An 18,596-nucleotide genomic window follows, 5' to 3' on the forward strand; every position below is an offset into this window, starting at 1 on the left:
TGCCTTGGAAGGAGGCTGAAAAATGACCTCAAGCAGGGAATATGACCTCCTTCGAAAGCTCTTCGTGGTTATGACTTTCTTTTTCGTCATCGGATTCTGGATACTCTACTACTCGCTTCGGCCAGTCATATGTGCCACAACGAACTACTGCGAGTTTGACCCCCTTGGCTCCCCGATCGGTAATCTTGACGACATTGTAATTTTCTCCGGCCTGGCAATGATGCTCATGTCCCTCATGATTTACTACGTTACGGGCGGGGAGAATTAGCGATGGGTTTTTACCGCATTCACTCTAATTTTTATCGGTGATACCATGCGCATCGAGGACGTTTACGTATGGGATATCAACGCGAAGTGGCTCGGCATTTCACCGTTCCAGCTCATGGAGAACGCCGGTTCTGGCGTTGCCAGGACGATAGAGGAGCGCTTTGGGAAGGGCCTTAGAATAGCGGTCTTCTCCGGCACCGGCAACAACGGCGGGGACGGCTTTGTTACGGCGAGACACCTGAGCTTCGATAATGAGGTAACTCTCTTCCTGGTCGGCGATGAGGTTAAGATAAGGAGTGAGGAAGCGAGACACAACTGGGAAATACTCAAGAGGCTCGATTTCGTGGAAATCAAAGTCCTCAAGGACTCGGCCTACATAAGGAACCTCGACCTCAGCGGTTACGACGTCATCGTTGATGCCCTCCTCGGGGCTGGCACAAAGGGTGAGCCGAGGGAGCCGATACGCTCGGCAATAGAGAAGATAAACGAGTACGCTGGAAGAGCGAAAATAGTCAGCATAGACCTCCCGAGCGGTTATCCCTCCCAAATCCGCGTTAAAGCGGACTTCGCGGTTACCTTCCAGTGGGACAAGGAGGAATATGAGGGCTTTGAGCGCGTTGTGGTTAAGATAGGCTACCCGCGGGAGCTCTACCATCTCGTTGGGCCCGGTGATGCCAGGTTTGCGCTCAGAAAGAGGGGCCAGCACAAGGGTCAGAACGGTAAACTCCTCGTCATCGGCGGGAGCGAGAACTACTACGGTGCTCCATACCTGGCCTCCAAAGCCGCTTCCTACCTTCTCGATTTGGTTTATCTGGCCATGCCCTCCCTGCCTGCCGGGAAAATTACGGACCCCGATTTGATTCTACGGCCTTTCGATGGTGAGAACTTCTCAATTGAACACCTCAATGGCCTGCTTGAGCTGGCCGAGAAGGTCGATGCCGTTGTGATTGGTCCGGGAATGGGCCTTGAAGATGAAACAAAGGAGCTCGTCAGGGAGTTCGTGAGGCGTTGTGAGAGGCCGATGGTGATAGATGCCGACGGCCTCAAGGCAGTGGCCGGGGGCTTGGACATCCTAAGGGGCAAGACCTTCGTCTTAACACCCCACGCCGGCGAGTTCAAGGTTCTCTTCGGCGTTAAACCACCGGAAAGCCTTCTTGAGCGGGCTGAACTCGTCAGGGCAAAAAGTGAAGAAATCGGCGGTGTGGTTCTCCTTAAGGGGCCCTACGACGTGATAAGCGATGGAAAAACCTGGAAGTATAACAGAACAGGAAACAGGGGCATGACAACCGGCGGAACCGGGGACGTTTTGGCGGGTCTTGTGGGGGCATTGCTGGCCCTTGGAAACAAACCTCTCCGCTCGGCGTCGGTCGGAGCTTTCCTGAACGGACTCGCTGGTGACCTTACCGCGGAGGAGCTCGGCGAAAACTTCACAGCAATAGAGATTATAAAGAGAATCCCAAAGGCGGTAAAATGGGTAGAGGAATTTTAGATTTCTATCAGCTCTTTGACTTTTTCTGCCTTTTCGCAGAGTTCGCAACTCTGAAGGAAAACGAGCACGTTGAGGAAGTGGAAGAGCTCTATTTCGCTCATCTCGACGTTTGCTTCCGAGATTTGCCTAATGATTGGTTGAGAATTAATCTCTATCTCGTTTAGAATTTCTTTCACGATATCTTTGAGTCTTTTTTTGTCTCGAATCTTAATCCCCGCCTTTTCTAAGATTTGAACTATCCTCTCTGCTTCGATTGAAAGATAATCTTGCCGAAAGTCTTCGATGCTCTCGTCTGGTTCTGCTTTTACTAGAAACAGTCTAGCGGTTCTTCCATAGAGCTTCTCGTTGCCCTCACTTCCAAGTTCCTCCACAAAACCGGCTTTTTCCAGAGCCTTAATATGGCGGTATATAGTTGTCCTGTCCTTTCCAAGCGCCATGCTGAGCTCCCATATTGTCATTGGTCTCTGCCTGAGGAGCTGAAGGATTTTAAATCTTGTTTCATCGGACAAAATTCTAACCTTTTCAGCCTGTGTGATTATAATAACTTCTTTCACCGTTAATATTCCTCCAGTTTGTCTTGGGGTGTCTCCTCTTCATCAACTATCCTTCTTCCTGCGGCAACCATATCAATACTGTGGACAACACCTCCAAATTCTTCAATAGTTCTAACGATTTCATCGTAGTCAAGGTTGTCCCCGACAATCGTTATTTTGACGTTTTCAGTTTCTTTGTCGATTTCTACCAGGGTTATGTTCACTCCTTCCACTCCTTCAAGTTCACTGAGTCCAAGAGCGAGTTCTGTGACTATTGGTTGATGAGGCTTTAAAACATCAAGAACGAGAAGTCTTATTCCACGTGCCATGGCAATCACTTCTTAAGCAGTTCACCTAATTTTTTGATAAGTTTAATGCTTTCTTCATCTTGTCCCATTCTTGCAATGGCGAGCCACTCTATAGCGTGGATTATGTCCTCGTTGGAGAAGTCTTTGAGCTCATTTTCTTTTTCTTCAATTTCTTTCGAGATCTCCGTTTTGTATTCGTGCTCCTTCTTGAGGAGTTCGTCCATTACATTGAGGAGCTCGCCCTCGTCGAACTCATATCCAAGGGTCCGGAAGATGTCGAGCTTGGTTTTGAGCTTTGAGCGAGCGAAGTATCTTAACTCTTCATCGCCGAGGTAGAGGTTGATGTAAAACGCATCAGCGGTTCTTCCGTAGTACTTCTCAACTAAATTTCCCTTCATCTCGGTCCTCTTGACCTCTACCAGCCCAGCCTCCTTGAGCTTCTCGATGTGGTGGTATATCGTCTGCGGAGTTTTTCCGAGAATCTCGCTGAGTTGTGAAATCGTCATCTCCCTGTTCCTGAGGAGGGCTAATATTTTTCTCCTTGTGTCCTCTAGCATCAGCTTTATTACCTCTGGGTCGGTTATTACCTTCACCTTAGACATCACGATCACCTAGTCTTAACGCTCCAATGTTCCTTTAAACGCTAAAGTGTTTTAACCTTTTCCGTTCCGGTATCTTTATATATGTAAAGCCATCTGCTTTTAAAGTCTATGGATAAAACGTCCAATTTAGGAAGTCTTAAATAGCCCTGACCGAAAAACCTTCGGAGGTGGTCATCGTGGAGGCTCCACAGCTGGACTTTCTGTTTTATCCGAAGAGCGTGGCTGTTATAGGCGCTTCCCACGTTCCCGGAAAGGTTGGAAACGCCATAATGCGCTCCATGACGCTCCGCTTTAACGGGAAAGTTTACGCAGTGAACGTTAAGGGCGGGGAAATAGAGGTAAACGGCAAGAAGTTTAAGGTCTACAGGAGCATTAAGGACATACCCGATGAGATTGACGTTGCCGTCATAGCGGTCCCGGCCAAGTTCGTGCCGGATGTTATAGACGAGTGCGGTGAGAAGGGCGTTAAGGGGGCCATAGTTATTTCGGCCGGTTTTAAGGAGGCCGGAAGGGCAGACCTTGAGGAGGAACTCGTGAGAAGGGCTAAAAAGTGGGGCATAAGGCTTGTCGGCCCGAACTGTCTCGGTGTTACCAACCTCGAGAACGGCTTTGACTGTAACTTCAACCCGCCGGAAAGGCAGGCGAGACCGCCCTTTGGAAAGGTCGCCTTCATGAGCCAGAGCGGTGCCTTTGGAGCGGCAATCCTCGACTGGGCGGCCAGGGAGAAGATAGGCATGAGCAAGTTCATAAGCCTCGGAAACATGGCCGACCTCGATGAGAGCGACTTCATGGCCTACCTCGGCGACGACCCGAAGACCGGCGTTATAACCGGCTACATCGAGGGAGTTAAGGACGGAAGGAAGTTCCTTGAGACGGCTAAGAAGGTCACCCTGAAGAAGCCCGTCGTCATACTCAAGAGCGGAAGGACCGAGGCCGGGGCTAAGGCGGCCGCTTCTCACACTGGTTCCCTCGCGGGTTCCTACGCTATTTACAGGGCCGCTTTCGAGCAGAGCGGAGTTCTTGAGGCAAAAACCATGAGACAGCTCTTCAACTACGCCAAGGCCTTGGCCATGCAGAAGCCGGCCAGGGGCAACCGCGTTGCGATAGTTACCAACGGTGGCGGAGCCGGAGTCATGATGAGTGATGGTTTGCTCGAGCGTGGCCTGAAACTTGCCGAGCTGAGCGAGGAAACCATAGAGAAGTTTAAGAGGGACATCGAGGCCGGAAAGCTTCCCGCCCATATGGCCTACAAGAACCCGATTGACGTCATAGGCGATGCCCCGTCGAGCAGGTATGAGATAGCGATGCGCTACGCCTTAGAGGATGAGAACGTTGACGTTCTTGTTGTTATAGCGCTCTTCCAGAGCCCGGCTTTGGACGAGGGCATAATCGACGCCATGGAGAGGATGAAGGCCTACGGCAAGCCGATTGTCTTCGTTGCTCCGGGTGGAGATTACCCGCACAAGATGGCCAGGAACATCGAGCTCAAGGGAATCCCCGTTTATGAAACCACCGAAGATGCTGTCGACGCTGTCTACGCCCTCGTTAAGTACGGCGAGTGGCTGAGGGAGAACGGAAGGCTTTGAATTCCTTTCTTCTTCACTTTCTCAATATCTGGAATCCAATTACCATTTTGAAGTCATCATCGAACGTGGCGATTTTTCTACGCCGTAGAACTCGCGGGTCAAAGAAAACGTTGTCCTTACTATTCATCTTCAATCTCCTCAATAATCACCTCAATTTCCTCTTTGCTGAGCTTTACAACTCCGAATGTCCTCTCGGAAATTTTCCTTGGGATTGTATTCACCTTGACTTCGCTCTTCTCAGGAATATTGAGCTTTTTCTTGGGCTTCAGCACGCCGTTTTCGTAAACTGCTTCGATGGTCTCCATTTTCTCACTGTTTTGAGTTTGGTTTTGATGTTTGATGATGTCGGCCCACCCTCTTATTTGCACTAGATATATTACCCTTCGGGAGAAGGGAAATCTATAAATACCCGGAGGGAGAAGGGATGGGCATAAACCTTTTTATCCGGGGTGGCAAGGGCCTCCTTGAGAGGGAGGCATTAAAACAGTTACATTCTGAGTACATGGAAGCACTTGCAAACATTATGAAAGAGGATGAAGATGCGCCTTTTAACATGGGGCCTGTTGGATCTTGGCCTGAGATAAGAACTATTCCTGTTGGCTTTTATATTAAATTTGGCACGTTTTCAGGTGTTCGTTATCCCCCTCCGGAGTGGAAAATGGAAACGGCCGATGCAGAGGTCTTATTAGCGGATAAGAGGCTCTACATCTTCACCATGTGGACGAGTAGGGGGATACGTGGCAAGAAAATATACGTCATTTTTGCGGGACTGCCCCACTATGCGATAAAAAGGGTCTCTGTCAAGGAAGGCTTAATTTCAGGATCAAGCCTTCGGGTGGATTACGACGGCTTTTATCTTGAAGGCTGGGACAATCCCAAAGAGGCACGTTTCTGGATGACCTTTAAAAGCAAAAAGAAGGACATCGACTATCTTGGTCAGAAAGTCAGTGCGGCCCAATTAATGGCGAGCTGGTTCGAACTCCTCTCTAACAGAGCAAAGAAAGAAAAATGGGATGTTGAGGGAATTCTCTCCAAGGAGGATATCCCCCTTTGATGTTTGCTACTTTTTCACATTTTTGTGTGAACACCTTTTTCAAAATTTCAAAATTCTTTAAATCGAAGACCAGCCTAAGGTTTTTTCTTACATTTTATCCTCTTCGCGACTATTCCAAAGTGTTCTTCGTAGTCACTAAACCCCACAAGGTTAGCCTTTTTCCTGAGACAGCTTAGAATCCTTTCTGCCTCCCTTTTGCTCAACTTCTTTCCACTTCACCTAAACGAGAAGGGCTTTCTTTTCCCCTTTCCTTCAAAGCAACAATGTCAATCTTCTCACCCTTGTGTCACACTTTCCAATCTTCGTGAAGCGGAAGGGCAAAGGTTCTTTTGATTGACCTCCATTAGGAACTCCCTCGCGATGCCCCGAAGGGTCTTCCAAGGAACGTGTTGAAGTTCATCTCGAAGTCCTCGATGGTGGCGTCCATGAAGTTTCCTCTATTTCCTCGTAATAGGGGTTCACAAATCTTGACCAGAATTAGGAAGTAGTTGTCAGTTATCTCATAGCTTCCCCTCTTCCCTGAAAGGGAAGTGACTTTTCTGACTATGCCTAGCTCGCTCAAAAACCCTCAGGTATGGTAACAGAAGTTAGCTATCTGGGTTACTCTCGTGTTTCCTCTCTCGCTATCGCTTCTAGAATTGCCAAGTAAGTGGAAAGCTCCCTCAGTTTCTCGCTCAGCAGGGCCGTAGCTTCCCTGAATATGAATGTGGAAGAGTTGAAGAAGTTGGCCTTAATTTCTTCCTCGACGTTTTTCCCCTGAAAAACTCAATGTATTTCGGTGTACCATTCGTTACCGCGTAGATTTTTACCAGATCCTCAATCTTCTTTGTGAGTTAGACCACTCCATCATGTGCCTGAACTGAAGGAGGTAACCTTGATGTTCGCGTTGCTTCTCCCGTAGATGGAATTCGAATAGCTGAAGAACTCTCTTTCAAGGAGGGAAACGTACGAACCTGACACAACTATGAGTGTGTTCAAATCTTTGTTCTCCCCAATTGCTATTGGAAAGTTCTCTCAGAATCCTGGCTTCTTTTTTGATGAAATACGAAAACTTGTCCAGAATCAGAAGACCCTTTCCCTGGTCTTCTTCCTTAAAAGGGCAAAAAGAGACTGAACGCCCTTTTATCTTGACGTTAAGGCTTACGAACTCTGAAACTTTCCTCGAGAGGAGTTTGAAGTTGTACTCCCTTGGTTTGTTTTCGGTTTGTTTTCAAATATGACAAATATTTGCTCTTTTCCTCGCGAGAACTCCTCTAAAAGTCTCGTTTTTCAACTCTCCTTCGTCTGTACACAAGAATTAGTATTAACTAGTATTCTCAAACCTCAACCCACGTGAAGTCCCTCGCGACTTCCCCCTCTACTTTTGCCTCCCTCAACCTCTTTTCCAGCACCTCGTGGGGGTAGTTGCTGTGGCTTATGTGGGCGAAGACAGTGTAATCGGCCCCGACCCTCTTTGCGAGCTCTATTGCCTCCTCAACGCCAAGGTGGGAGCCGGGAATGGCTTTTCTGTGGGTCATCTCTGCCACTAGCAAATCCGCCCCTTCCATAAGCTTTAGGGCCCTTTCATCCCCCAGGATTTCGGGTCCTGTATCTCCAGTTATCGCTATCTTCTTTCCCCCAATCCATATGACGAAGCCCCCGGCCTTTACGGTGTGAACAACCGGAAAGTGAACGAGCCTCATCCTTCCCACTTTGGTATTTTCCCAGAATTTCAGTTCGTTGTAGTTCCATTCATGCCCCTCCAGGCTTTCGCTCCCAAAGGCCAGCCTTGAGAGGCTTTTTGCAACTTCGAGGGTCTCACCGTTCGAGTGGAACTCAACCTTCCTGAAAACCTGAAGCTCCGGTAGTCCAAAGACGTGGTCAAAGTGGCCGTGGGTTATCAGAACCCGCTCAATTTTCCTGTTTAAGCGCTCTAGGTGGTAGTGTAAGTCGGGACTCGGGTCAACCAGCGTCTTTTCAAAATATAGCGAGAACCTCGTTCTCCTCAAGGCCGGGTTAATCCGGGCCCTCGAGCAGTTCTCGCAGTTGCAGAGGGGCTTTGGAGTTCCACTGTAGGAACCTGAGCCGAGGATTACCACCTTCATTCCCTCACCCCGCTCTTTTCACCGCTCAAAATGAGCGTCCCGGCGGTTATTAAGGTTAGGCCAGCCAGATGGTAGAGAGTGAAGCCCTCGCCGAGGAACAGCGTGGAGATAAGAACGGTCAAAGCCGGGGCCGGGGTCAGTATGGCGGTGGCCTTGGAGAGGTTGATTCTCGCTATCGCCGAATACTAGAGGCTCTGGGTCAGGGCTATTATAACGCCCTCCGCGAGGGCCAGTTTTGTGAATGCGAAGCCAATCCAAAGGGCGGGAACGAGGAAGACAAGTCCCCCGAAGGTGTTTCTCAGAGTGGCTATCGTCAGTGGTGAATAGGCGGTTCTTTTCGCTATGGAATGTCCGAGTTGCCAGAAGAGGGGAGTCAGGAGAAGCAAGACGTCTCCCTTTAGGAGTTCCGGCCTTTTTCCCTGTGCAACGACGAGAAAAACGCCCGCGATTAGGCCCCTGCAGAGATAACGGCCTTTCCAGTTATCCTTTCCCTCAGGAGGAACCACGAGATTAGGAAGGAGTAGAAGACCTCAAAACGCGTTAGTATTGCGGAGTTTATCGCCGTGCTCATCCGGGTTCCGTAGGAAAAGAGTGAATAAGCTATAGCAGTAGCGAAGAGGCCGGTGAGGAAAGCCTTCTTCAGCTCCCCGGGGCTTTTCCGGATTTCTTCCACATGCCCGCGGACCAGCAGGAGGGGCCAGAGGATTAGCGAGGCGAAGATGGCCGAAAGGGAGGCAAAGGCAAGTGGATTGACCGGATTGGATTTTATAATGACGGGTTCAACTCCGAGGAGCACGAGAACCAGGAACGCCAGCAACGTTCCCTCGGTTTCTCCCTTCATATCATCGGCTCTTCCAAAAACTTTAAATTCCTTCCCGTCATTTTACTCCCCATGCGCGGTGGTCGTTTTTGGCTCTAGTAAACTCTTCTGCTCCGCCTTAGTTCGGAGTTTCATTTCCACTGGAAACGGAGGTGTTGGAATTGGAGTTTAAGGTTACCCCTTGGGACGTTGAGGGCATGGTGGACTACGACAAGCTCATAGAGCAGTTTGGAACGAGTCCTTTGACGGACGAACTGCTGGAAAAAACCGCGAAGCTAACAGGTAGCGAGCTCCCAATCTACTTCAGGAGGCGCTTCTTCTTCTCCCACAGGGATTACGACAAAATCCTTGAGGATTACGAGAACGGGAGGGGCTTCTTCCTATACACCGGCCGGGGACCGAGCGGGCCGATGCACATAGGCCACATCATTCCCTTTTACGCGACCAAATGGCTCCAGGAGAAGTTTAACGTTAACCTCTACATCCAGATAACCGACGACGAGAAGTTCCTCTTCAAGAACCTAACCCTCGAGGAAACCAAGCGCTGGGCCTACGAAAACATTCTGGATATTATAGCGGTTGGCTTCGACCCTGATAAAACCTTCATCTTCCAGGACAGCGAGTTCACGAAGATATACGAGATGGCCCTTCCCATAGCGAAGAAGATAAACTTCTCGATGGCGAGAGCCGTTTTTGGCTTCAACGAGCAGAGCAAGATTGGCATGATTTTCTATCCAGCTATACAGGCCGCTCCAACGTTCTTCGAGAAGAAGCGCTGTCTGATTCCGGCGGCCATAGACCAGGACCCCTATTGGAGACTTCAGAGGGACTTCGCGGAAAGTTTGGGCTACTACAAGACAGCTGCTCTCCACAGCAAGTTCGTCCCACCCCTTACGGGTCTTGAGGGGAAGATGAGCGCGAGCAAGCCGGAAACAGCCGTTTACCTCACCGACGATCCGGGGGAGGCCGGCAAAAAAATATGGAAGTTCGCCTTAACCGGTGGCCAGCCAACGCTTAAGGAGCAACGCGAGAAGGGTGGAAACCCGGAGAAGTGCGTCGTCTTCAAGTGGCTGGAGATTTTCTTTGAACCCGATGACAAGAAGCTCATGGAGCGCTATAGAGCCTGTAAGGCCGGCGAGCTGACCTGTGGTGAGTGCAAGCGCTACCTCATCAAGAAGGTTCAGGAGTTCCTCAAGGAGCACCAGAAGAAGAGGAAAGAGGCAGAAAAGAAGGTCGAGAAGTTCAAGTACACCGGAGAGCTGGCCAGGGAGCAGTGGGATAAAGCCATTCCCGAACCGCTCCGCTAATCCCAGGGGCCCCAGTCCTCCTCGAACTCTTTTTCCTCCTTCCCTAGCTCGACCGTAAAATCGGCCGTTTCAACGACGTCCCTCGCTAGCGGAATGTCCAGAACAGCCTTCAGCTCAAAGGTTCCGTGGCCGAGAACGGCCGAGTCCCTCCAGAGTCCCCTGACGAGTGAGAGCGGGCTTACCATCCTATAGCTGGCGAAGATAACGGTCTTCTCCTCCGAGAGGGGCGAAAACGTGAAATCAAAGTTCTGCCCTTCCGCTATCTTCTTCCAGACCTTTCCTGAGCCGACTTCAATCCTCACCTTCCTCGCCTTTGAGAGCTCGGACTGAACTGTGCCGGCTATTTGCTTTCCCTCTCCCCTGAAGACAACTGTCGCCACGTCTTCCCCTTCACTCAGGTTTATTGTGGCCTTTCCTTTGATTTCGCCTTCGTTCGTTAGAAAAATCAGCAGAACGTCCCTGTAGGGCTCGCTGAGGATTCTAACGGCCGGGGCTTCTACCGTTCCGGTTCCGTCCTTGAGGACAAGGGTCCTGAACTTCTCGTTGAGGAACTCCAGGGAGAGTCCTTTTCCCCGTTCCTTGGCCTCGAACTTCCTCTTCACGTGGTAGCTCCTGCTCCGCCCCGTGCTTACCCAGTAGCCCTCAAGAAAAACCCTGCCGGTCTCGTATTCGAGCTCTTCGGGAAACGTGATTACTCTCTCAGAGACCTCGGAGCCCTCGAAGAGCGCCGAGGCCTTCTTGTTGCCTGTGAAGATGCTCGTTCCCCTTGCAAGGGCGATGAGGATGAACAGAACGGGCATTGCCAGAAAGAGAAGGGCGAACCAGCTTGGGACGAAGCTCACCATTCCGATGGCGACCCAGATGAAGATGATGGCAAATATTACAATCGCAAGGACCGCGAAAGTTCCGCTCTCCTTAACGAGAACCTTCCGCAATACAACCACCTTTTGTCCTTTGGCGTCCTTCCTTATTACCTTTGCCCATTGTAGGGGAAGGTTTAATTTCTTTCTCATCAATCCAGAACGGTGGTTACATGGTCAGGCTACCGTTTCGCGACACCTATTACGAGCTCCGTCCGAGCAAGATAGTTGCCCTGGCTAAAAACTACGCCGAGCACGCGAGGGAGATGGGAAGCGATGTTCCTGAGAGGCCGGTCTTCTTTCTCAAACCTCCTTCGGCCTTAATCGGCCCCGGAGAGCCCATAATCCTCCCGAGAATGAGCAAAAGGGTGGACCATGAGGTCGAGCTGGCAGTTATAATAGGGAGGCGCGCAAGGCGCGTTCCGGCCGGGAAGGCCATGGATTACGTTCTCGGCTATACCATACTCCTCGACATCACCGCGAGGGATTTGCAGGCCGAGGCCAGGGAAAAGGGCCTCCCATGGACGATAGCGAAGGGCTTCGACACCTTCGCACCCGTTGGGCCGAGAATCGTTGATAGGAGGGAGCTCAGAATAGACGACCTTGAAATCGGCCTGAAGGTAAACGGCCAGCTCAGACAGCTCGGAAGGACGAGCGAAATGATATTCAAGGTTCCGGAGCTGATTGAATACATAAGCTCGATAATGACGCTCGAACCCGGGGATATAATAGCTACCGGCACGCCGGCCGGAATAGGCCCGCTCAGGCACGGCGATAGAGTTGAGGCGTGGATAGAAGGCATTGGAAGGGTCGAGTTCGATGTTCTGAGCGAGGGCTCGATACTCTGCTAGTTTTCTCTTTTATCCACTAGCTTGACCGAAATCCACTGCATGCCCTTTTCTTCGTTTTTGACGACGAGGAGGTAATCCCCCTCCGGGATTTTCACGTTATTAAACTCGACCGCCTTTACGTGCTCCCAGGCTTTGTAATACTTGAAGGGCTCACCTTTTTTGAGCCTCCCGAAGTCTTCCTTAGTCAGGATATACACGCTTATCTCGCCGTTAGCCTTTACGTAGCCGTTGAGCGTCGAGTTTCCGAGGAGACGGTATTCCCTGTAGTTGATGAGATTGGCCTTCCACTGGTAGGTTATGCTCCCGTAGTGGGAAACGAAGTAGTTCACGCCCAAGCCGATAAAAGCCACCAACCCGAGGATTAAAACGACCATTGTGAGCTTCCTCATGATACCCCCCTAAAAATATGTGAAATACAACTTGAAAAAGTTTTTGGATTCATTCTATCACATAGGTATGAACCATCAGCCCGCCGTGGCCGATTAAGCGGTGATGAACGATTTCAAAGCCGTTCTCTTCCATAGCTTTCTCTATAGCTTTCTTCTCCGTCGTTATGAAGACACCGCGCTTTTCGAGAACTTTCGCGAGTTCGGAAAAGAAGTCCATGTAGAGCTTTGGAATGGCGCTCTTCCTCCCGATTTTGAGGCCATAGGGCAAATTGCTCACGGCGAAGTCAACGCTCTCAACGTATTCGCTCAGCCTCGTCGCATCGCCGAGAAGGAACTCTATTTTCTCATAAACGCCAGCTGAGACGGCGTTCATCTCCGCTCCGCGGAGATGTTTTCTGAACTTCTCAAGGCCGATTATTCTACCTTCATAGCCCCTAAGGGCAAGCTCTATTGGAATCGTTCCGGAACCGCAGAAGGGATCGATGAAGGAACCTCCATCAGGTTTTGCAAGCTCTATGAGCGCGTTCGCTATGCTGGCCTTTAAGTGAGCGGGATGGTCGTAAACGCGCCACGGTCTCTTGTGAAGTGATGAATCGCCTGTTGTATCTATCCCGAGGAAGAAGACCTCCCCCACCAGCTCTGCACGGAAAATCACCGCCGGGTGGTCGAGGTTCACCTTTGGCTTCCCAAACCTCTCCAAGCGCTCGAATATTGCCTTTCCAACGGTTTTGGCTACATCAACGCTCGTTATCTTATGTTCTCCCTTTCTGAAGGCCCTTACCGCAAAGCTCTCGCTCACCTTTACGAAGCGCTCCACTGGAAGGGAAGCCACAAAATCCCCGATTTTCCCGAGGGCCACTTCAGGTTCATCTTCATCTATCCCCTCGAAGCGCTCGCTCGCTACCTCGACGATAACCCTGTGGAGGAGCCTTGAGCGCTCGTTGAGGTAGGTGGCAACGCTAAGCTCCCTCTTCCTTCCCTTCTCATCAATATAGAAGGCCTCGCCTACCTCCGCCAGAACCCTTCCTTCAACTCCCAGCGGTTTCTCCTCCACTCGAAACGAAACTCCAATTTTGTCCAGCAGTGAACGAACTTCAGCACTGGCTAGATCTTCGATTCCCCTCGATGTGGTTAGGATTAGCCTCATAATCGGCGCTTTTTGGCACCTCTTAAAAGGCTTTGGTCGTAAGCCTTAAGTATTTTGATGAATAATTTTTCATCATGAGAAACTCCTGGCGCTTCAGGAGGCTAGTCTTTTTGGTTTTCTCAACGATTCCCGTTATCTCTGCGCTAGTCCACTATCCCCCAATAACGGGCACGGTAGGGAGATTTCTTAGCCTTACTGGTTTGGTCATTATGCTCGTCTCCGGAGGGATAGCTATCTACGTCCACTCACTCTTTCCAAAAAAGCACGACAGACCTGAAGACTTTGGGAAGCTCCTCAAGGACGGTCCCTACCGCTTTGTGAGACATCCGTTTTATTCGGCCTTCATGTTCCTCGGCTTTGGGATTGCCCTCTTCTTTGCCAGCGTTCCCGGAATAGCTGTCTCGCTCCTCATGGTTCCCCTCTGGGGAAGGCTCGCCGAGATGGAGGAGAAGGAACTTCTGGAATACTGGGGCAGGGAATACGGGGAGTTCATGGAAACCAGAGGCAGGTTCCTGCCAAGAACTTATACGTGCCCGGGCAGGCTTCTTTTCATTCTTGCGATTTTCCTCCTCGGCTACTTCATACTCTACGGTCTCAAGGCGCTTTTCGTTGACAGCTACACGGTTGAGTTCCTCATCCGCGTTGCCGTTCTCTCGACCCTAACCCCTGCCTTCGTCCTTTTCATCTCAAAATCCCTGGGAATAAAGGCCGACTTCGGCTTCAGAAGGGAGGAAATCTGGAGGAGCTTCCTACTTGCATCAGCCCTCTCTCTGCCGAGTCCGCTCATCCAGCTTCAGGCGGGGAGCTTTCATGGCTTTCACGTTCAAACATCCGTTGCCTTGGTATTCCTCTCCTACCTGCTCTTCGCCATTTACACTTTCTCCTTTTTCATGGCCTTCCCAATCGAGGTTTTAGCTCCGTGCGGAAGGCTCTGGCTGATCGTTCCGCCGCTCTTTCTCTTCGTTTACGACAGCTACTACTTCAACGCGGGGAAGATGCCTCCACTCGGTGATATAATCCTGTTCGTTCTCCTTTACCCATTCGTTTACATGAAGACAAGAAACGTTGCTGGGATTGTCTTGGCTTATCTTCTTATAGCGGAATGGGACCCTTGGTGGGCTTTCGGAATCGTTTACGGGTGGGATGCCTTTAGGATCGCCGGGCTGATTAGGGTTGGCCTTTCTCTGCTCTCGGCGTTCGTTTTCCTGAAAATCGCACGAACTCGTGACAAACTTTAAATTCAGTTCATCTAACTCCAGTTTGTAAGGTGATGACGCGTGATTGAGGTTCGCAACCTGACCAAGCACTACGAGTTCGGCAACGTTACGGCCCTTAAGGGGATAAACCTGACCTTCGAGGACAGGCGGTTCTACGTTATCGCCGGACCCTCTGGAAGCGGTAAGACGACGCTCCTCAACATCCTGAGCGGAATCGACGGGCCAACTTCTGGCGAGGTTCTCGTTGACGGCGTCAGGATTCATTCGCTGAAGGAGAAGGAGCTGAGGCGTTACCGCCTCGAAAACTTTGGAATCGTTTTTCAGTTCTTCTACCTCGTGCCTTATCTTACGGGCCTTGAGAACGTTTTGCTTCCGATGAAGTACTCAAAGAAGGTTGAGAACCCCGAGAAGAGGGCGAGGGAGCTTTTGAAGTTGGTGAACGCGGAGCACCTAGCCAATAAACTTCCCGAGCACATGAGTGGCGGCGAGATGCAGAGAGTAGCGATAGCCAGAGCTTTAGCGAACAGGCCAAGATACCTCTTTGCCGACGAGCCGACGGCCAACCTCGACTGGGAGAACAAAATTAGAATCTGGGAGCTTCTGAGGAAGGTGAACCGCGAGGAGGGCGTTACGGTCATAGCGGCGACTCACGAGAGAGACTTTTTCCGCTTTGCTGACGTCGTGATAACCCTCAGGGACGGTGAGGTTCATGAGGTTAAAAACAACCCTCAGAAAGCTTAAACATGAGAAGAAAGCGGCTGTCGTCGTTTTCATAACGTTCCTCTTTGTGAGCCTCGGGGTCAACTTCACTCTAGCCGGTGTTGGGAGCGTCACCAAGGCAGTCAGCGACTTCACCCGGATTGGAAACGTTGAGTTCATTGTTCAAGGCGTGAACGTTGAGAACCTCACCCGCTTTGGCGAGGTCGTCAACTACCTTTACTTCAACGAGAGTAGGGTCGAGTTTAACGGGAAGGAATACACCGCTTTAATCGGCTACGGACGCTTTGATGTTCCCAAGGTTCAGAGTTCACCTGAAGGCGTTTACGTTCTGGCCTTTCCTGAAGCTAAGCGGGGCGATAAAATCCAGATCAACGGAAAAACATACACCGTGTTGGGGTCGTACTACTATCTCATGGGTGAACCCATAGTCCTGACGAGGGAGAAAGGAAGCTCCCTCTACGTTTTCATGCGCTGCAATGATACGGAAGCCCTCTCGAACTTCCTGATGAAGCATGCCAAAGTTGTTTACTTTACAGTTTACAGGAAAGGCCAAGCGCCCTACATGGACACGATGAGGAGCGTCGAGAACTTCGCCATGAGCTTCTTTTACCTCCTTCTCGGGGCTTCGCTGCTCATTATCGTCTTGATATCATTAACTCACGTGAGGGGAAACACGAGGGAAGTTGGGATCCTGAAAGCCCTTGGACTGCCCGATTCGTTCGTGTCGTTTCTATTCATCGGAGACTACCTGTTCATTGCACTTCTAGCCTATTTAATTGGGATTCCCCTTGGCATCTGGCTCGGCTACGCCTACATGAATTCACATTTCATGCCCCTGAAACCTAACTACACCTATCCGCTGGGGTGGGATGTCCTTATAGTTCTCATAATAGCTCTGATTCTCTCTTTACCTTACGTCTACGTCTCTCGCCTCAAGCCAATCGAGGCCCTGCGCTTCACCCCGAAGAAAAGCTCATCCCTGAGGTTCTTCCTCGTCTTCTTTATGGTCTTCCTCGCGTCTTCCTCGGCCTACTTCGGAATCAGGGGAATCGAGAACTACCTCAGCTTTAACTACCCCTTCAACCTGTGGGCCTGGGGCAGTCCCTCGAAAATCACCGGATTGCCCGGCGAAAAAGCCGGTTACCTTTCCGGGCAGGAAGTGAATGGAATAACGACCGAGATTTACTTCCTCAACTACACGAGCAGCTTCGAGAAAACGCTTATAGCAGGTAGATGGTTCAAAAAGCCCGACGAAGCAGTTATCGAGTTCGGCGTTGCCAAAAAGCTTGGCCTTAAGGTTGGGGACACCGTCAGGGTCAGACTCCTCGGGGAGGTGAGAACGTACAGGGTCGCGGGAATAAGCTACATGAACTTCTACGATGGCAGGGCTATTTTCCTACCGAAGGTTTCCTTTGTGCCAGATGAGGAGGTCTTTCTGAAGGTTAGTAATCCTGAGGAGTGGAAGGAGAGGCTGACGGCTCAGGGACTCAAAGCAATTACCGTGGAAGACCTCAAGAGACAGACCGAGAACAATCTAAAGCTCTTCAAAACAGCGGTTTACAGCGTTATGGTTGTGATATTTCTCATCAGCCTCTTTGCGCTCTTCGCGTTGGTTTACCTTGATATTGAGGGCAGCGAGAAGGTCTACGCAACGCTCAAAGCCATAGGGATTCCTAATTCCCATGTTTGGAGAGGGTTACTCAAAAAGGCCGTTCCATCGCTCGTCACCGGTTCACTGCTCGCGCTTCCCATAAGCCTGAAACTTGGAGAGTACATCGGCGACATGGTCGTTCCGGCCAAGCTCGGCCCCAGTGATATCGTAAAGGTCCTTCCGCCCTTGACTGGCTTTTACGCCCTCTACGCGGTCTTCCTGGTCGTAATAACGAACAGGGTTTTCAACCGCCTCGACGTCATTAAAGCGCTGAGAAGTTAGTCCATAACAGCTATCGCTCCCTTCCACTTCTTCCCAAAGCACTCGCCCGCTAAAACGCTCCTTCCTGTAAGCTCTTCGAGGAACTTCAGGGCGGAGTCGCACTTCTTGAAGCCCGTCGCTATTCCAACCGTTACCCCTTCGATTTCCCTGACTCCAACGCGCTTCTGGTTGTCAAGTTTCTCCCTCAGCTCGTCCCCGTACTTCCACAGGATTCTCCTCGGGTCGAGGAGGAGTTCTCTCTCAACTTCATCAAGGATTTCCCCGAAGTCCCAAACGAAGTCCCTCTCCCTTTCTTCCTCGCTCGCGAAGAGTGTAAACCTTCCGGTCTGCCACTCGCGGAGGAGCCAGCGGGCCGTTTCCTCCAAATCAACCTCTCCGCCCGACTTTATCAGTCCCCTCCTTTCACCGATCTTTCTCAGTATCTCCTCCTCGCTCTCGAACTCTTTTATGCCGAACTTTTCGGTTATCGCCTCCCTCCTCGTTTCGAGAATTCTCCCAATGAGCTTTAGGGCTGGCTTTACGGGTTCCTCTATCTTATCCGCTGGAAAGCCACCCTTTATAACCAGTTCGTCGAAATCATCTATCGGAACGACGCCAGGACTGTCGAGGAGCCATATCCTCTTGCTGAGCCTTATGAGCTGTTTTCCCTTCGTGTAGCCGGGTATTGGGGCCGTTCCGACTGCCCTTTTCCCTTTGAGGGTGTTTATTATCGTGCTTTTACCCACGTTGGGATAACCGATTAGGGCGACTTTGACTTTTCCCTGCTCCTCGAGGATAGGTTTCGCGAGCTTTTTGATTTCCTTCCGCAGGATTCCAGTTCCCTTCCTCTCTCGAGCACTTATGAAGACAAGGGGTATATCGCTCCTCCTCTTGTACTCCTCTGCCCATTCCTTTGGAACCAGGTCTGCCTTGTTCATGACTATGAGGAGTGGCTTCCCGCTCTCTTGGACGAGCTTTTCGAGCTTTCTGTTTCGAGTTCCTATGGGGTCCCTGGCGTCGACTACCTCAACTATAAGGTCGGCCTCATCTATTACCTCCTTTACCACTCGCCACGCTTTCTTCTGCTTCATCCCTAACCACCGTTATCTCGAAGATTACGGTTCCACCGTCTGTGTACGGCGGCCCAGGGTCGAGGCACTGGACGTAGGCTTTATCTCCCCTGCCAAGGCCTAGCTCGCTCGGTTTAATACCCTTTCTCAGTGCCACTATGTATGGCAACAGGGATGCAAAGGCGTGGGTGCATATCGCATCGGTTTCCTCAAGTCTTACCATTGGGCCTTCTACAACGATTTTGTCGCCTACTTTGAAGACTGGGCATCTTCCTCTTATTTCTTTGGCTGTTATTTCCAACCGTTCCATGTTCTCACCGAAACTTAAATAAGGATTGAAGCTCAAAAACTATTCGAGACCTTAATGGCTTAGCGATAAC

Annotated in this window: 21 protein-coding genes and 1 pseudogene; 9 read left to right on the forward strand and 13 right to left on the reverse strand. The window is 50.6% G+C overall.

What is annotated here, in order from left to right:
* Positions 1-22 precede the first annotated feature (22 nt).
* On the forward strand, positions 23-268 hold the full coding sequence (locus MVG27_RS01765) for a hypothetical protein (RefSeq protein ID WP_297550324.1): 246 nt from the start codon (positions 23-25) through the stop codon (positions 266-268).
* A gap of 45 nt (positions 269-313) precedes the next feature.
* Positions 314-1,756 carry an NAD(P)H-hydrate dehydratase gene (locus MVG27_RS01770; RefSeq protein ID WP_297550325.1) on the forward strand — a complete coding sequence of 481 codons (1,443 nt, stop codon included), beginning with the start codon at positions 314-316 and terminating at the stop codon, positions 1,754-1,756.
* Here MVG27_RS01770 and MVG27_RS01775 read toward each other — a convergent pair.
* Genes MVG27_RS01775 through MVG27_RS01785 form a run of 3 tightly spaced genes read right to left on the reverse strand, consistent with a single transcriptional unit; the run spans position 1,753 to position 3,199 of the window.
* The gene (locus MVG27_RS01775) at positions 1,753-2,310 is read right to left on the reverse strand and encodes a winged helix-turn-helix domain-containing protein (protein WP_297550328.1); all 558 of its coding nucleotides are present in this window, start codon (positions 2,308-2,310) and stop codon (positions 1,753-1,755) included. The genes MVG27_RS01770 and MVG27_RS01775 overlap by 4 nt on opposite strands.
* Positions 2,311-2,312: 2 nt before the next feature.
* Complete coding sequence (locus tag MVG27_RS01780; protein WP_297550348.1) at positions 2,313-2,618, reverse strand: DUF211 domain-containing protein; 306 nt, start codon at positions 2,616-2,618, stop codon at positions 2,313-2,315.
* A 5-nt stretch (positions 2,619-2,623) separates the two neighbouring features.
* The gene (locus MVG27_RS01785) at positions 2,624-3,199 is read right to left on the reverse strand and encodes a winged helix-turn-helix domain-containing protein (protein WP_297550330.1); all 576 of its coding nucleotides are present in this window, start codon (positions 3,197-3,199) and stop codon (positions 2,624-2,626) included.
* A 176-nt stretch (positions 3,200-3,375) separates the two neighbouring features.
* On the opposite strand from MVG27_RS01785, the gene MVG27_RS01790 reads away from it, so the two are divergent.
* The gene (locus MVG27_RS01790) at positions 3,376-4,785 is read left to right on the forward strand and encodes a CoA-binding protein (RefSeq protein ID WP_297550350.1); all 1,410 of its coding nucleotides are present in this window, start codon (positions 3,376-3,378) and stop codon (positions 4,783-4,785) included.
* A gap of 119 nt (positions 4,786-4,904) precedes the next feature.
* Here MVG27_RS01790 and MVG27_RS01795 read toward each other — a convergent pair whose 3' ends face one another.
* Positions 4,905-5,090 carry an antitoxin family protein gene (locus tag MVG27_RS01795; RefSeq protein ID WP_297550332.1) on the reverse strand — a complete coding sequence of 62 codons (186 nt, stop codon included), beginning with the start codon at positions 5,088-5,090 and terminating at the stop codon, positions 4,905-4,907.
* 119 nt (positions 5,091-5,209) lie between these two features.
* On the opposite strand from MVG27_RS01795, the gene MVG27_RS01800 reads away from it, so the two are divergent.
* Positions 5,210-5,839: a hypothetical protein gene (locus tag MVG27_RS01800; RefSeq protein ID WP_297550334.1), complete on the forward strand. Its 630-nt coding sequence runs from the start codon at positions 5,210-5,212 to the stop codon at positions 5,837-5,839.
* 74 nt (positions 5,840-5,913) lie between these two features.
* Here MVG27_RS01800 and MVG27_RS01805 read toward each other — a convergent pair whose 3' ends face one another.
* The 4 genes and pseudogenes from MVG27_RS01805 to MVG27_RS01820 form a co-directional block, all read right to left on the reverse strand.
* On the reverse strand, positions 5,914-6,042 hold the full coding sequence (locus MVG27_RS01805; protein WP_297550336.1) for a hypothetical protein: 129 nt from the start codon (positions 6,040-6,042) through the stop codon (positions 5,914-5,916).
* A gap of 140 nt (positions 6,043-6,182) precedes the next feature.
* On the reverse strand, positions 6,183-6,401 hold the full coding sequence (locus tag MVG27_RS01810) for a hypothetical protein (RefSeq protein WP_297550338.1): 219 nt from the start codon (positions 6,399-6,401) through the stop codon (positions 6,183-6,185).
* A 754-nt stretch (positions 6,402-7,155) separates the two neighbouring features.
* Positions 7,156-7,923 carry an MBL fold metallo-hydrolase gene (locus tag MVG27_RS01815; protein WP_297550340.1) on the reverse strand — a complete coding sequence of 256 codons (768 nt, stop codon included), beginning with the start codon at positions 7,921-7,923 and terminating at the stop codon, positions 7,156-7,158.
* Positions 7,920-8,764: pseudogene (locus MVG27_RS01820) on the reverse strand (DMT family transporter). The gene MVG27_RS01815 and the pseudogene MVG27_RS01820 overlap by 4 nt, the downstream one beginning before the upstream one ends.
* A 134-nt stretch (positions 8,765-8,898) precedes the next feature.
* Here MVG27_RS01820 and MVG27_RS01825 point away from each other — a divergent pair.
* Positions 8,899-10,050 carry a tryptophan--tRNA ligase gene (locus MVG27_RS01825; RefSeq protein ID WP_297556014.1) on the forward strand — a complete coding sequence of 384 codons (1,152 nt, stop codon included), beginning with the start codon at positions 8,899-8,901 and terminating at the stop codon, positions 10,048-10,050.
* Here MVG27_RS01825 and MVG27_RS01830 read toward each other — a convergent pair.
* Positions 10,047-10,994, reverse strand: coding sequence for a hypothetical protein (locus MVG27_RS01830; RefSeq protein ID WP_297549014.1), 948 nt, complete (start codon positions 10,992-10,994; stop codon positions 10,047-10,049). The genes MVG27_RS01825 and MVG27_RS01830 overlap by 4 nt on opposite strands.
* Positions 10,995-11,083: 89 nt before the next feature.
* Here MVG27_RS01830 and MVG27_RS01835 point away from each other — a divergent pair, with 89 nt between their 5' ends.
* Positions 11,084-11,761, forward strand: coding sequence for a fumarylacetoacetate hydrolase family protein (locus MVG27_RS01835; RefSeq protein WP_297549016.1), 678 nt, complete (start codon positions 11,084-11,086; stop codon positions 11,759-11,761).
* On the opposite strand, the gene MVG27_RS01840 is transcribed toward MVG27_RS01835, so the two are convergent.
* Both MVG27_RS01840 and trm14 read right to left on the reverse strand, forming a co-directional pair.
* Entirely contained in the window at positions 11,758-12,150 is a 393-nt protein-coding gene (locus MVG27_RS01840; protein WP_297549018.1) for a hypothetical protein, read from the reverse strand. The two genes, MVG27_RS01835 and MVG27_RS01840, sit on opposite strands and share 4 nt — an antisense overlap.
* A 49-nt stretch (positions 12,151-12,199) precedes the next feature.
* Positions 12,200-13,297 (reverse strand): tRNA (guanine(6)-N2)-methyltransferase, encoded by a 1,098-nt coding sequence (gene trm14 / locus MVG27_RS01845; RefSeq protein WP_297549020.1) that lies wholly within the window; start codon positions 13,295-13,297, stop codon positions 12,200-12,202.
* A 74-nt stretch (positions 13,298-13,371) separates the two neighbouring features.
* On the opposite strand from trm14, the gene MVG27_RS01850 reads away from it, so the two are divergent.
* Genes MVG27_RS01850 through MVG27_RS01860 form a run of 3 tightly spaced genes read left to right on the forward strand, consistent with a single transcriptional unit; the run spans position 13,372 to position 17,167 of the window.
* Positions 13,372-14,535 carry a methyltransferase gene (locus tag MVG27_RS01850; RefSeq protein ID WP_297556017.1) on the forward strand — a complete coding sequence of 388 codons (1,164 nt, stop codon included), beginning with the start codon at positions 13,372-13,374 and terminating at the stop codon, positions 14,533-14,535.
* A 39-nt stretch (positions 14,536-14,574) separates the two neighbouring features.
* Complete coding sequence (locus MVG27_RS01855; RefSeq protein WP_297556020.1) at positions 14,575-15,255, forward strand: ABC transporter ATP-binding protein; 681 nt, start codon at positions 14,575-14,577, stop codon at positions 15,253-15,255.
* Positions 15,224-17,167 carry an ABC transporter permease gene (locus MVG27_RS01860; RefSeq protein ID WP_297556023.1) on the forward strand — a complete coding sequence of 648 codons (1,944 nt, stop codon included), beginning with the start codon at positions 15,224-15,226 and terminating at the stop codon, positions 17,165-17,167. Before MVG27_RS01855 ends, MVG27_RS01860 begins: the two co-directional genes overlap by 32 nt.
* Here the strand turns inward: MVG27_RS01860 and MVG27_RS01865 are convergent.
* Both MVG27_RS01865 and MVG27_RS01870 read right to left on the reverse strand, forming a co-directional pair.
* Positions 17,164-18,237, reverse strand: a complete 1,074-nt coding sequence (locus MVG27_RS01865; protein ID WP_297556026.1) for a GTPase — start codon at positions 18,235-18,237, stop codon at positions 17,164-17,166. The genes MVG27_RS01860 and MVG27_RS01865 overlap by 4 nt on opposite strands.
* Complete coding sequence (locus tag MVG27_RS01870; RefSeq protein ID WP_297551043.1) at positions 18,191-18,526, reverse strand: TIGR04076 family protein; 336 nt, start codon at positions 18,524-18,526, stop codon at positions 18,191-18,193. The genes MVG27_RS01865 and MVG27_RS01870 overlap by 47 nt, the downstream gene beginning before the upstream one ends.
* Positions 18,527-18,596: the final 70 nt, after the last annotated feature.

It is taken from the genome of Thermococcus sp. (genome assembly GCF_027011145.1).
In the GTDB taxonomy this organism is placed as follows: domain Archaea; phylum Methanobacteriota_B; class Thermococci; order Thermococcales; family Thermococcaceae; genus Thermococcus.

Coding starts and splice junctions, on each gene's coding strand:
- MVG27_RS01770 (WP_297550325.1), top strand. CDS start 314: ATGCGCATCGAGGACGTTTACGTATGGGATATCAACGCGAAGTGGCTC.
- trm14 (WP_297549020.1), bottom strand. CDS start 13,297: ATGAGGCTAATCCTAACCACATCGAGGGGAATCGAAGATCTAGCCAGT.
- MVG27_RS01835 (WP_297549016.1), top strand. CDS start 11,084: ATGGTCAGGCTACCGTTTCGCGACACCTATTACGAGCTCCGTCCGAGC.
- MVG27_RS01800 (WP_297550334.1), top strand. CDS start 5,210: ATGGGCATAAACCTTTTTATCCGGGGTGGCAAGGGCCTCCTTGAGAGG.
- MVG27_RS01795 (WP_297550332.1), bottom strand. CDS start 5,090: ATGGAGACCATCGAAGCAGTTTACGAAAACGGCGTGCTGAAGCCCAAG.
- MVG27_RS01780 (WP_297550348.1), bottom strand. CDS start 2,618: ATGGCACGTGGAATAAGACTTCTCGTTCTTGATGTTTTAAAGCCTCAT.
- MVG27_RS01815 (WP_297550340.1), bottom strand. CDS start 7,923: ATGAAGGTGGTAATCCTCGGCTCAGGTTCCTACAGTGGAACTCCAAAG.
- MVG27_RS01785 (WP_297550330.1), bottom strand. CDS start 3,199: ATGTCTAAGGTGAAGGTAATAACCGACCCAGAGGTAATAAAGCTGATG.
- MVG27_RS01870 (WP_297551043.1), bottom strand. CDS start 18,526: ATGGAACGGTTGGAAATAACAGCCAAAGAAATAAGAGGAAGATGCCCA.
- MVG27_RS01860 (WP_297556023.1), top strand. CDS start 15,224: ATGAGGTTAAAAACAACCCTCAGAAAGCTTAAACATGAGAAGAAAGCG.
- MVG27_RS01765 (WP_297550324.1), top strand. CDS start 23: ATGACCTCAAGCAGGGAATATGACCTCCTTCGAAAGCTCTTCGTGGTT.
- MVG27_RS01865 (WP_297556026.1), bottom strand. CDS start 18,237: ATGAAGCAGAAGAAAGCGTGGCGAGTGGTAAAGGAGGTAATAGATGAG.
- MVG27_RS01840 (WP_297549018.1), bottom strand. CDS start 12,150: ATGAGGAAGCTCACAATGGTCGTTTTAATCCTCGGGTTGGTGGCTTTT.
- MVG27_RS01850 (WP_297556017.1), top strand. CDS start 13,372: ATGAGAAACTCCTGGCGCTTCAGGAGGCTAGTCTTTTTGGTTTTCTCA.